Raw genomic sequence first — 12,992 nt, forward strand, 5'->3', positions numbered from 1 at the left:
AACCCCCTACAGAAAGCCAAAACGCCAGATCAACACCAAAAACTTAGAAACCTGACCCTCTGAACTGGACGTTTAGACAGTACTCAGGAAGAAAACCGCAAGGTGATTTTCACCACAATCCGAGCAATTGTTCAACAAATCCTCAAAGAACGCCGAAAGCCCGAAGCCAAGTCGGCTTCGGGCTTTCAGGGATCAGAACGATTTACTTCTTGGATTCGTCCTTCTTGTCCTTTGCGCCAGCTTCCTCGGACGGCTTTTCAGCCTGGTCCTTGGAGCTCTTGCCGGAGGAACCGTACATCATCCATTCCTGACCGGTGGCCTCACCGATCTTGTAGGACGAGGTCATCTCCTCCTGGCCGCAGGCACGCAGCACACCGTCGATCAGGAACAGACCGAGCGTGATTGCGCCGAGGGAACCAGCGGCGAGGCTCAGCATCTCCGGGTTGGCGACGTTGAACGCACCCTGGAAGCCAGCTGCGCGGCGAGAACGGTCCTCGTTGTAGATACCCAGACCGCGCTGGATCTGGTCATTCGCCTGACGGATGGCGTCGTTCACCTGAGCGGACAGACCCTCCAGACCCGGGATGCGAACCTGGGAGAGGATACCCAGCGGGATGGCCAGCAGCAGCGGCGCAGACAGGCCGACGATGGAGGCAATGCACTTGCCGTCGAGCTCAGAGGAGCCCTTCTCGGTCTTGTTGCCCTGGAGGTCAACGCCAAGGTCGATCTCGACGTAGTCTTCCCGCTTATCGCTGCGGACGCCGTTCTCAATCGGAACGACGACGAGCTTGCTGCCGTCGGGAACCTTGCCCGGATCGACCTCAAGGTGGCTGCCCTTGTCCACAACCTTGTTGTTCGGGACGATGGTGCAGCTGCCGTCGCCGGTGCAGATGTTGATCTCAACGTTGTTCGAGCCACCCTCGAAGTCAACGATGTAGCTGCCGTCCTTGCCCGGGTTGGGCTTGATCGACGGACGTGGCTTCGGAAGCTCGCCTTCCGAGGTGTCCGGGATGACAGCATCGACGACGCGGACGAGGTTGCCTTCCGGATCGCGGATCTCGATCTGTGCCAGACCACGCTTGCCAGGCTGTGCCTCGATGGCGAGCTTGCCCGGCTCCGGTTCGGTGACCGTCACCAGGTCCTTGCCGTGAACAACCTTGTAGGTGTACTTCTCGCCGAAGTCGACGGAGTCCTTGATGTTCTTGTACAGAACAGTGCGGAACTCTTCGAAGTTCAGCTGCTTGCCCTCTGGGAGGACCTCGATGTTGTAGCGGCGGACCACAACATCACCGCGGCGCTCGATGACCTTCACGGTCTTGCCGATGGACTCCGGGCCCTTCGGCACGAGGATCCACTTGCCGTCTTCCTCGACAGGCTGCTCGACCCACTCTGCACCCTCGATGATCTCGATCGGGTTGTTGTTGATGCGGGTGATGGTGAAGCGGCCGTCAACGCTGAGCTTGTAGTCGTCGGAAGACGCGGTGTTGCCACCGTTCTTGCCCGGAACAACCGTGTAGGTGTAGCGCTCAACGACAGTGTCGCCGGACTTGATCTCAACGGTGGCGGTGCCGGTCTTGCCGTCCTTCGGCGTGACCAGCAGGGTGTCGCCCTCGCGCTTGACGTCGATGACGTCCTCGCCCTTGACCTCGTAGGTGAACTCCGAGGAGTTCATGGTGATCGAGGACTCGGACTTCGGCGTGAGCTCGAACTTCTCCTCACGTGCACCCTGCGGGGTCACGACGAAGATGTAGCGCTGGTACGCGATACCGCGGGAGTTAAGGACCTCAACAACCACTTCGCCGTTGGCGCCGTCGACGAACTTCAGGGAGTTGTTCTTGATGTCGCCGCCATCGAGCAGATCCTTGCCCTTGGTGACCTTGAGGTTGTCGCCCGTGATACCGACGGTTGCGCCGGACTTGACGTTCTTGCGCACCTCCTTGATCTCGCTCGGAGTGACGTTGATGGTGTACTCGACGAGCTCGTCATCACCGAACTTCTCGACGATGACGATCTTGCCGTCCGTGCCAACCTTCGGCAGGACCTTCCAGTTGCCGTTCTCGTCGACTTCCTTGTCGAAGAGATCCTTGCCTTCCTTGACCTCGAACTTGTTAACCGGGGTGCCGAGATTCAGGGTGACGGTGTTGCGGTCCAGAACATCCTGGCTGACCTTGGCGGTCGGGTACTTGGTGTCACTCTTCACCTTGGCGACGATGGTGTAGGTACCAATCAGGACGCGACCGTTGTCGGTCTCCTTGTACACGTTGAAGACCAGAGTGCCGTTGGTGACGTTCGTGACCTTCCACGGGTTCTGCTCGTCCCACTCCCAGGTACCGGACTTGGAGACGATCTCCTTGGTCAGATCGGAGGTGTCGTCCTTGTAGTCGATCGTGACAGTGTCGCCCTCGTCCATCAGCTTGGTGACGTTGTCCACGGAAACGTTCGTACCGTGCTCGATCTTCAGGTTGAAGGTGTGGGTCTTGCCGTCCTTGTCAACGGCCTTGATCACTACATCGCCGGTTGCGTCCTTCTTCGGGGTGACAACCCAGGAGTCGCCGCGCTTCTCGATCTTCTCAATCTTGTCAGCGCCCTCAACGATCTCCGGCTTCTCCTCAACACCCTCGATTTCGAGGATGTAGGAGTTGAGGTTGCCGATGACGCGGGTGTAGGTGGAACCATCAGTGGTGGTGTCGATCATGAAGATGTAGTTGTTCTCGGCACCGGTCGGCTTACCGTTGACCTTCTCAAAGACGGTGACCTTGATCTGGCCCTTGGTCACCCCATCGTCAACCTTCAGCTTGTACTGGTTGGAGGAACCCTCAACCTTCACCAGTTCGCCTGGGCCATCAACCTTGTAGTCCCAGCCAGCCGGGACGGTGATGGTCTGGTCGATGTTGGAGACACCCACGTTGAAGAAGTGGTTGTTCACGGTGACGTCGTTGACGGTGACCTTTTCGGTCTTCTCGTTGACGATGTTGACCGTGTACTCGTGGCGATTGCCCTCGCCGTCAGTAATGACGAAACGAACGGTGCCCTTGCCCTCACGCTTCGGCACGATCTCGATGACGTACTTGCCGTCGCGCTCAACCTTGCGGATATCAACGAGACCGTTGGAGTCGTCGATAATCTCGAGCTTCCAGTCACCGAGCTTGTCAACGTCGATGATCTGCGACTTCTCGTTGCCCTCGAAGGCGAAAGCGTAGGTGAAGTGGCGGGTGTAGCGCTCAACAGTGGAGGTGCGCTCAACCGTCTTGTAGTTCTTGTTCACCACGGTGGTCTCAACAACCTTGGTGGACGGCTCAGCGGTCACCGTCTGAGTCTCGGTGCGCGGGGCACCGCTCCGCTTCACGGTCTCGACGACGGTAGTGGCCGGCTTGGTGACGGTCACCGTCTCGGTTGCACCCTCGACGGTGTCAGTTGCGCGGGCCGTGGTGGTCTCGGTGACAGTCACCGGCTCAACCTGCTCAACGGTGACGGTCTTCTGCGGAGCGGTCACCGTCTCGGTTTCGACCTTGGTCGGCAGCGTGGTCTTCGCGGTTGCGGTGACCACATCCGGACGACGGGTGGAGGTAACCGTGAGCTCCTCCGGCGTCTCAGTCACGGTCTTCTCGACGATCGGCTGGATGTACTGCGTCTCCGTCGCGGTACCGCCCACCGTCTTGGTCACGGTTGCGTTACCCGGACGCACAGTCTCCGTCTCGGTGACGGTCGACTGCACCGTCGAGGTCACGGTCTTGGTCTCCTGCGGAGAAACGGTCTTGGTGACCGTCTCGCGGATCACGTCCGGCTGGTAGTTGTCCAGACCCGGCTGCGCGATGATGAGGATGCGCTGCTTCGTCGGGTCGCGGAGAACATCCTGGTAGATGTTGTAGTTCAGCGGAACAAGGACGGTGACGTACTCGCCCGGGTTCACCTTCAGCGCGTTGAACTTCGCGGAGTTCTTCACCAGGTAGAAATCCGACTGACCAACCGTTGCGGTGGCGGTGCGGCGGATGCTGAAGCCGGTCCAGCTCTCAAACTCTGCGGCGGTCAGCTTCGGCGGGTTGTTGGACCAGCCGAAACCATAAGCAGCCCAACGCGGCTTAATGTCGCCAGTAATGTAACCACGGATCTGGTCGAGAACTTCCTGGTTGTTGGACACCAGTGCCTGCATGGCCAGGGCCTTCTTACGGACCTCTTCGTGGCGGCCAGCGTAGTAATCATCCAGCATCAACTTGGTCAGGCTGATCGAAGCCTTCTCAATGTCCGGGTGGATATCAAAGCTGCCGCCCGAAACAAGGTTGAAGCCGTAAAGACCGGAAACACCGTCGAGCTTGCGGACCTCGTACTGGGTATCCAGGCTCGGACCCGGCAGCGCAGCGTCGATGCACCAGCCCGGACCGTACTGGGTCTGGAGCATGTCCATACGGCCCTTGAGCTTGGCACCCTTGTTGTACTGCAGTGCAGCCTTGTTAGCGTCGCTCGGCAGCGCGGAATATTCGCTAGTTACTCGCTCGTCAGCGTCAGCGGTCGGAGCTACGACCGTTACGCCACCAAAAGCCACCGTGGCGGAAACCAGGGTGGCCATGACGCGCTTCTTCAGATGTGCGTTCTTCAACGGCTTCATTCCTTACAACTCGGAGGAGATATTCGAAGCAGCCTTGAGATCACCTGAACACGGATCTCCAAACTGATAACTACATATTTAAGCGCAATATCGGCTTGGAGAATAGTCCGAAACCCCCTACAGAAAGCCAAAACGCCAGATCAACACCAAAAACTTAGAAACCTGACCCTCTGAACTGGACGTTTAGACAGTACTCAGGAAGAAAACCACAAGGTGATTTTCACCACAATCAGAGCAATTGTTCAACAAAGCCCATTTCAGGCACGGAGAGGGCCTGGGCTTTTGTCGCCGCGCAGGCGCTTCAGCACATTTTCAGCGGAAATCAAGCACATCGGCACGCCCACCCCAGGAACGGTCGTGGCTCCGGCGTAGTACAGCGCTCCCAGCTTCTTCGAAGCATTCGCGCCCCGCAGAAACGCCGACTGCTTCAGCGTGTGCGCCGGCCCGATCGCCCCACCCGACCACGCGTGGTAGCGGTCGCGGAAGTCTGCAGGACCGAGCGTTTGCTTAACGACGACCCTCTCGCCCAGGCCCTCAACCCCACACCACTTCTCGATCTGTGCAATGGCGGCGTTGGCAATCAGGTCCACCTGCGGGGAGGCCTCATCGCGGTACATGTTGCCGTGGCCGATCGTCTCCTCGGCGGCGACGGGCACGAGTACGAACAGGTTCTCGTCGCCTTCGGGCGCCACGCCGGGGTCGGTCGCGCTCGGCTTGGACACGTAGATCGACTGCGACGCCCCCAACGGCCGCGCAGCCGGTTTGCCCTCGAAGACGGTGGCGAAGTCATCGTCCCAGTCCTCGCTGAACAACAGGTTATGGTGGGCCAACTCGGGGATCTCACCCTTCACGCCCAGCATGACCAGCACGGTGCCCAGGCCCGGATCGCGGCGGGAGAACCACGACTCGTCGTACGTGCGCAGCTTCGGCGGCAGCAGCCGGGTTTCGGTGTGGTGCAGGTCGGCACACGAGATGGTGAGGTCGGCGGGGATGAGGGTGTCGTCGATAAGCGAAATGCCCGTGGCCCGCCCACCGCTGTACGTGATGGAAGCGACGTCCGCGTTGAAGCGGAACTTCACGCCCTGCTCGAGCGCCAGCTCGTAGAGCGCATCCATCACCGCCGCGAACCCACCCTGCGGATACAGCACGCCCTGGGTGAGGTCCGTGTGGCTCATCAGGTGATACATCGACGGCGTGCGCGCGGGATGCGACGACAAAAACACCGCAGGGTACGTCAGCATCTGGCGCAGGCGCGTGTCCTTGAACTGGCCTGCGACGAAGCGATCCAGCGGCTCCACCAGGTAACGCAGCAACTTGCCGTACTGGCCGCGGATCTTGGCAAAGGGCTTCAGCGTGGAAAAGGTGGTGTAGAGGAAGTAGCGCAGCGCCAGGTCGTAAGTTTCGGCGGCGCGGTCGAGGTAACTGGCCAGTTGGTCGCCGGCGCCGGGCTCGATGGTGTTGAAAAGCCGGATCGCGTTGTCGCGGCCCGACTCCACATCGATCGGGTCGTGGTTCTCGGGGAAGAGCCGGTATGCGGGCGTGAGCGGCTTGAGATCCAGCACGTCCTCGGTGCGCTTGCCAAACAGTGCGAAGAAGTGGTCGAAGGCATCCGGCATGAGGTACCAGCTCGGGCCGGTGTCGAAGCGGAAACCTTGGACGGTTTCGTTGCCGGCGCGGCCGCCATGCGAGCCGAGGCGCTCGACCACCGTGACCTCGTAACCCTCCCGCGCCAGCAGCGCCGAGGTAGCCAAACCGGCCGCACCTGCGCCGATCACCACCGCAGTTGTCATAGCCCAACCCTCGCAATCGCCTTCGCCGTCAGCGCAACCTTGCGACGCTGCGGCACGCTGATGCGCTGCTGCGTCAACTGCGCGGCCGGGGTGCGCTCCGCGATCTCCGTGAGTTCACGAAACAGCGCCTCCGCGGCCGCCACTCCCCCACGCACCCCGCGGGGCAGCAACGGGATCGCCTCCAAGGCCTGATCAAGTTCGGTGTGGATGGTGGTGGTGATGGCGTGCTTGGTGTCGTCGTCAAGCATGCGCCCAAAGTACGCCCGCCCGAGACTGCCCTGATCCTCCCCGAAATCGCGCAGGAAGTTGATGCGCTGGAACGCCGCACCAAGCGCGCGGGCGCCACGCTGAAGTTTCTCGGGATGGGGTGCCTGGCGCTCTGGGAAGAAAATGTCCAAACACATCAAGCCAATCACCTCGGCCGACCCATATATATAGGTCTCCAACTCCGCCGGGGAAAAAGCGTGCGGGTTGAGGTCCGCGCGCATCGACGCGAAAAACGCCTCGAGGTGCTCCGCGTTGAGGCGACAACGCCGATACGTATTCGCCCACGCGTGCAGCACCGGATCCGTGTGAAAGCGCTGGTTAGCGGCCTGGAGGACCTGCTCCTCGTAGGCGTTAAGCAGGGTCTCGGGGTCTGCGTAGGCCTGATGCGCGGCACCGTCGACGATCTCGTCCGCGATACGCACCACCGCGTAGAAATTACGAATATCGCGGCGCACCCCCGGCGCCAACACCTTCGTAGCCAACGAAAAACTCGTCGAATACTGCGCAATCACCTGAGCAGCCGCACGATCCGCCATCGTGTCGTAACGGGAAAGGTAAGAGTTCACGCAGGCGCTTTCTATTTGCAGACTTTTCCGGGAGCTTACCGCGCAGCAACCGCTGCCTGGGCCCCTGGTGACCACCAACGCCAAAGGCCAGGTCCCCGGGAGGACCTGGCCTTTGTGTTCCTGTGGAGCATAGGAGAATCGAACTCCTGACATCCTGCTTGCAAAGCAGGTGCTCTACCAACTGAGCTAATGCCCCGTGCCCTTTCGGGCTGTGGGCCTAGCAAGAATCGAACTTGCGACCTCATCGTTATCAGCGATGCGCTCTAACCGACTGAGCTATAGGCCCTGGGAACGAATAGGAATATTACAGAGCACTGCTATAACCGCCAAATCGCCAGGTTGTTGCGTGTTTTTATGCTTATCGTCTAGCTGCTTGTGCATTGCTACTAGACGACCCGCCTGCACCCTCCACATATCCCCAGGTGATGTTGGCGATGGTTTTCAGTATCAGCGTGATCGTCTGGTTCGCCGGAAAGGGAGCTAGACGATCGGGGCACAACAACCGCACTCCAACGACACCTCAACGACACCCTCGCGGAACGGGGGTAATTTGCGGGGGTAGGAGGCCTGCACAAATTGGTGAACAATCCGCCCAACCTGGCCTTTTCGCCACTCAGCAGCGCCCCAAGACGGCGCCAAAACCTGTTTTTATACGAGCGTGACAGGCAAAACTCCTGGTGAGGGCCAGATCCCAAGTTGTATACCCATCCGTATGCAAATCAATGCATAGTATGCTGCTTCTCCGGATTGTTGAACGAACCGAACCGGAGCGCAAAAGATCGTTCAACAACCCAACGCGACAGCCCTAAAATCAGCTCGGATTGATGAACAATCCGCACGATAAACGGGGTGAAAACGTTGAACAATCCAAAATAAACGTTGAACAATCCGGCCTCGAAAGGGCCGAAAATTCGGCGGGTTTACCAGCGCATACTTGGTGCATAAACTCGAGGGCAGCAAAGGAAATGCGGTGTTTACCGCAAACACCGCAGATAAGTAAGGAGCAGGAAAATGCGCGCAGCACTTCGTACCGGTCTCGCAGCAGCCCTCGCCGCCACCGTCGCCTTCGGTGGAGTTGTTCCGGCTAAGGCTGCAGAGCCTGCTGACGTTGTCGTCGATAATCAAGCGATCTCCGCGGAGCTCATCGACTCCGACGGCGACGGCATCCCCGACCTCTGGGAGCGCAACGGCGTTGTCCTCGAGGACGGCACCGTGCTTAACCTGCCTGCTTACGGTGCGGACCCGAGCCGCCCGGACCTGTTCCTCCAGCTCAACTGGATGGAGTCCGAGTACAAGACCCTCGGCTGCGACGTCGAGCCCTCCGAGGCTTGTGCCAACGCCAACACCAGGGAATACGGCGTGAAGGCCGAGTCCCTGCAGGAGATGGTTGATCTTTTCGACGACCACGGCATCAACCTCCACGTCGACGCCGGCGAAACCTTCAACAACATCCCCGGCTACGAGGCTCGCGGCGGTGAGACCCTGAAGTACGTCAAGAACTACTTCGAGAACGAAAGCCAGGGTTCGAAGCTGCTGAACAACATCGACGAGATGCTCGGCGAGCGCCAGAACATCTTCCGCATCGGTGTTATCGGCGACCAGATCGACGCCTACAACCTGTCGTCCGGCGCCTCGCTGGTCAACGACACCTCGTTCTTCGTGGCTAACCACCGCTTCATGAACTCGGAAGAGATGCTGCGCAACACCATCCTGCACGAGCTAGGCCACACCCTCGGCCTGCGCCACCAGGGTGCGCACGCGGTGGTCAAGGACATCCAGGGCATGCGTCTGGATACCTCGGCCTACAAGTCGGTGATGAACTACGACTACCAGTTCGACTACTTCAACTACTCGGAGAAGCCATACCTGCTCGACACCCCGTTCGGTGTGCGCGAGGTTCCGGCGGACTGGGAAGCACTGGCCATCAACGCTTGGCGCATCGGTGCCCGCGGTGTTGCCTCGGCTCCGTCGCAGGAAGGGGCGGTCAACGACCCGGCTCCGAAGGAGCAGCCTGAGGAGGAGGAGCCGGCAGAGCAGCCAGCACCTGAGGCCGAGAAGCCCGCTGAGAACCAGCCGGAGAAGCCCGCCGAGAAACCGGCCGAGCACGAGCAGCAGGCTGAGCCGAAGGACAAGCCGGCTCCGGTTGTTGAGAAGGACGTCAACGTCGCGGCGATCGTCGCCCCGATCGTGGCAATCCTGGCCTTGATCGGCATCGGCTTCGCGGTGATGAACATGATGCCGGGCCTGGGGTTCTAACCCAGCACAGGCCAGCACAGGCCAGCGCAGCACAGGCCAGCACAGAAAAGACTTAACGCGCCCCGGGAGGTACGACCCGGGGCGCGTTTGGTGTCGTCGATAAGCGCTATTTTGCCCTGTTAGACATGGTGTAGCGCACACCACCGACGAGGTCCGCGACGGCGTTGTACATGATCGCGGTCAGCGGCGCCATGATGGACATGAACACCACACCGGCCAGGCCGAACAGGGCCGCGGCCATCATGGCGAGTTTCATGTCCACCACTTGGTCGCCGCCCACGCCGCCGATGAGCGAGTTGATGGACTCGACCACCCCGGCGCGGTCCAGCGCGAGGTACACCAGCACTGCGGCGAGCATCCAGGCGATGAACCCGAACAAGGCAAGCAGCGTCGCAACCTTAAAGACGGATCCGGCGCTGACGTTCCGGATTGTCACTTTGCGCGCGGCCATGGGCTACTCCTTCGCATCGTCGAGGGTCTTCTGGCCGGTTGCCACGGCAGTGGCTTCCTCTTCGCCCTCGTCTTCGACGTTGCGGTCAATGGCGAGCAGTTCCACGCCGTCGTTGAGGTCCACCAGGCGCACGCCCATGGTCGCGCGTGACGACGGACGGATCTGGTTGACCTCAGTACGGATCACGCCACCCGCGGAGGTGATGGCGAAGATCTGGTCCTCCTCGGTCACGGCCAGGGCGCCGATGAGCTTGCCGCGCTTCGGGGTGTACTTGAAGGTCATCACACCCATGCCGCCGCGGCCCTGGGTGTTGTACTCCTTGATGGCGGTGCGCTTGCCGTAGCCGCCGGAGGTGGCCACGAGCAGGAACTGGCCGTCTTGGACGACGGTCATGGCGAGCAGTTGGTCGTCGCCACGGAAGCGCATGCCCTTCACGCCGGCGGTTGCGCGGCCCATCGGGCGCAGCTGCTCGTCGTCGGCGGAGAAGCGGATCGCCTGGCCCTGTTCGGAGACGAGCAGGATGTCGTCGTCCTCACCAACGAGGGACGCGCCGATGAGGGCGTCGCCTTCGTTGAGGTTCAGGGCGATCAGGCCGGAGGAACGTGCGGATTCGTAGTCGGTCAGGCGCGACTTCTTCACACGACCATCGCGGGTGGCCAGGACCAGGTACGGAGCGTCCTCGTAGGACTGGATCTGGATGACCTGGGCGATCTTCTCTTCCGGCTGGAACTCCAGCAGGTTAGCCACGTGCTGGCCGCGGGCCGTGCGGCCTGCTTCCGGCAGTTCGTAGGCCTTGAGCCGGTAGACGCGGCCGAAGTTGGTGAAGAACAGGATCCAGTCGTGGGTGGAGCAGATGAAGAAGTTCTTCACCACGTCGTCCTGCTTCAGCTCGGCGCCGCGCACGCCCTTGCCGCCGCGCTTCTGGGACTTGTAGGCATCCACCTTGGTGCGCTTGGCGTAGCCCGTGGAGGTGATCGTGACCACGACGTTTTCGCGGGCGATGAGGTCCTCTTCGGTCACATCGCCGGTTGCGGCAACGATCTGGGTGCGGCGCTCGTCGCCATACTTATCGACGATCTCACCCAGCTCCTCGCCAACAATCTGACGCTGACGCTCCGGCTTGGCCAAGATGTCCTTGTAGTCGGCGATTTGTTCCTCGATGGCTGCGAGGTCGTCGACAATCTTCTGGCGCTCCAGCGCTGCCAGGCGGCGCAGCTGCATGGCTAGGATTTCGTTGGCCTGGATCTCGTCGACATCGAGAAGTTTCATCAGGCCCTGGCGGGCGTCGTCGACAGTCGGCGAGTTGCGGATCAGGGCAATGACCTCATCCAACGCATCCAGCGCCTTGACCAAACCACGCAGGATGTGGGCGCGCTTCTCGGCCTCGTCCAGGCGGTACTGGGTGCGGCGGACGATGACTTCGATCTGGTGCTTGACGTAGTAACGCAGCATCTGATCCAGGCGCAGGGTGCGCGGCACACCGTCGACGATGGACAGCATGTTGGCGGAGAAGTTCGTCTCCAGCTGGGAGTGCTTGTACAGGTTGTTCAGCACCACGCGCGGCACAGCGTCGCGCTTGAGGGTGACCACGATGCGCATGCCCACACGGTCGGAGGACTCGTCCTCGATCTTGGAGATGCCCACCATCTTGCCGTTGGTGACCTGCTCGGCGATGTTGTGGATGAAGTTATCCGGGTTGACCTGGTACGGCAGCTCGGTGATCGTGATGACCTGGCGGTTGCCAATCTCCTCGATCTCCGTCACGCCGCGCATGCGGATGGAGCCGCGGCCGGTGGTGTAGGCGTCCTTAATACCCTGATCGCCCACGATGAGGCCGGCGGTTGGGAAGTCCGGGCCCTTCACGTGCTCCATGACGGCGTCGAGCGTGGTCTGCTCGTCCGCGTCGTGGTTGTCCAGGATCCACTGGATCGCGGCCGCCAGCTCGTTGAGGTTGTGCGGCGGGATGTTGGTGGCCATACCCACGGCGATGCCGTTGGAGCCGTTCATCAGAAGGTTCGGCACACGGGACGGCAGCACGGCTGGCTCTTGGGTCTTGCCGTCGTAGTTCGGGTTGAAGTCGACGGCGTTTTCGCGGATGTCGCGCACCATCTCCATGGCCAGCGGAGTCATCTTGCACTCCGTGTAACGCATAGCAGCTGGGCCGTCGTTGCCCGGCGAGCCGAAGTTACCCTGGCCATCCACCAGCGGGTAGCGCATCGCCCACGGCTGCGCCATACGCACGAGGGTGGCGTAGATAGCGATGTCACCGTGCGGGTGGAAGTTACCCATGGTGTCTGCCACCGGCTTTGCACTCTTCACGTAGGAGCGCTCGGGGCGGTAGCCGTTGTCATACATTGCGTAGATGATGCGGCGGTGGACCGGCTTCATGCCGTCGCGCACATCTGGGAGTGCACGACCGACGATCACGCTCATGGCGTAATCGATGTAGCTGGTCTGCATCTCCTCATTGATATCGATTGGTTGAATGCGGTCCAAGCCGCTCGAGGTCTCATCAGCCATAGTCATGCAGTTTAGCGGGCCTCTCGCCGTTTCACCGGCTGCCACCTGGTATCAAAGTGGTATGGCTATGACGTTGCGCCTCACCGACGACGAAGACAAGGCACTCGTTCTCCTGGCCTCCGCCTGGGGATGCTCGAAACAGGAGGCCGCTAGGAGAGCGGTGGTCTCCGCCGCGACGCGTTTGCTTGACGACGCCACCGTCACCGACCTCGCCCGCTCCCTCATCCCCACCTACGCCGGGATGGAGTCGCGCATCCGGCAGGCCCGCTCGTGAGGGCCCTTTCCGCCGAGCAGCTGCTGGCCATCGCCGACGAATACTGCTCCTTCCACGGCTGCCACATCCGTTCCTTTGGGTTCCTGGCCGCCGCTGCCGCCGTCCCCGGCGCGCGTTTGCACGGGGTGCCGGTTTTTGATTCGGTTTCCGCCGCCGCCACTGCCCTTTTTGAGGCCATCGTTGCCTTGGAGCCGCTGTCGGACTCCAACGCCGGATTCGCCGAGGTCGCCGGGGAGGTGTACCGGAGGTGGGCGGGGTGAGTGCC

8 protein-coding genes and 2 tRNA genes are annotated in these 12,992 nt (G+C 61.1%); 3 read left to right on the forward strand and 7 right to left on the reverse strand.

Annotation, left to right across the window (positions count from 1 at the left end; translation table 11 throughout):
* Positions 1–202: 202 nt before the first annotated feature.
* From HMPREF2734_RS00475 to HMPREF2734_RS00495, 5 genes are all read right to left on the reverse strand, one after another.
* On the reverse strand, positions 203–4,603 hold the full coding sequence (locus HMPREF2734_RS00475; RefSeq protein WP_070568200.1) for a hypothetical protein: 4,401 nt from the start codon (positions 4,601–4,603) through the stop codon (positions 203–205).
* A gap of 257 nt (positions 4,604–4,860) precedes the next feature.
* Positions 4,861–6,393, reverse strand: coding sequence for a phytoene desaturase family protein (crtI, locus tag HMPREF2734_RS00480; protein WP_070568203.1), 1,533 nt, complete (start codon positions 6,391–6,393; stop codon positions 4,861–4,863).
* A complete protein-coding gene (locus HMPREF2734_RS00485) occupies positions 6,390–7,196 on the reverse strand; it encodes a phytoene/squalene synthase family protein (protein WP_070568475.1) in 807 nt (268 codons plus the stop codon). The genes crtI and HMPREF2734_RS00485 overlap by 4 nt, the downstream gene beginning before the upstream one ends.
* A gap of 153 nt (positions 7,197–7,349) precedes the next feature.
* A tRNA-Ala gene (locus HMPREF2734_RS00490) sits at positions 7,350–7,422 on the reverse strand.
* A 16-nt stretch (positions 7,423–7,438) separates the two neighbouring features.
* Positions 7,439–7,512 (reverse strand) — tRNA-Ile (locus tag HMPREF2734_RS00495).
* A 725-nt stretch (positions 7,513–8,237) separates the two neighbouring features.
* Between HMPREF2734_RS00495 and HMPREF2734_RS12130 the strand changes: the two genes are divergently transcribed.
* Positions 8,238–9,482 carry a hypothetical protein gene (locus HMPREF2734_RS12130; protein ID WP_070568206.1) on the forward strand — a complete coding sequence of 415 codons (1,245 nt, stop codon included), beginning with the start codon at positions 8,238–8,240 and terminating at the stop codon, positions 9,480–9,482.
* Between the two features lie 106 nt (positions 9,483–9,588).
* Here HMPREF2734_RS12130 and HMPREF2734_RS00505 read toward each other — a convergent pair whose 3' ends face one another.
* The gene (locus HMPREF2734_RS00505) at positions 9,589–9,933 is read right to left on the reverse strand and encodes a DUF3566 domain-containing protein (protein WP_070421925.1); all 345 of its coding nucleotides are present in this window, start codon (positions 9,931–9,933) and stop codon (positions 9,589–9,591) included.
* 3 nt (positions 9,934–9,936) lie between these two features.
* The gene (gyrA, locus tag HMPREF2734_RS00510; RefSeq protein WP_070568209.1) at positions 9,937–12,453 is read right to left on the reverse strand and encodes a DNA gyrase subunit A; all 2,517 of its coding nucleotides are present in this window, start codon (positions 12,451–12,453) and stop codon (positions 9,937–9,939) included.
* Positions 12,454–12,514: 61 nt separating this feature from the next.
* On the opposite strand from gyrA, the gene HMPREF2734_RS00515 reads away from it, so the two are divergent.
* Complete coding sequence (locus HMPREF2734_RS00515) at positions 12,515–12,727, forward strand: CopG family transcriptional regulator (protein ID WP_070568478.1); 213 nt, start codon at positions 12,515–12,517, stop codon at positions 12,725–12,727.
* Entirely contained in the window at positions 12,724–12,987 is a 264-nt protein-coding gene (locus tag HMPREF2734_RS00520) for a TetR family transcriptional regulator (RefSeq protein WP_070568212.1), read from the forward strand. Before HMPREF2734_RS00515 ends, HMPREF2734_RS00520 begins: the two co-directional genes overlap by 4 nt.
* Positions 12,988–12,992: the final 5 nt, after the last annotated feature.

This window comes from Corynebacterium sp. HMSC055D05, assembly GCF_001810365.1.
In the GTDB taxonomy this organism is placed as follows: Bacteria; Actinomycetota; Actinomycetes; order Mycobacteriales; family Mycobacteriaceae; genus Corynebacterium; species Corynebacterium coyleae.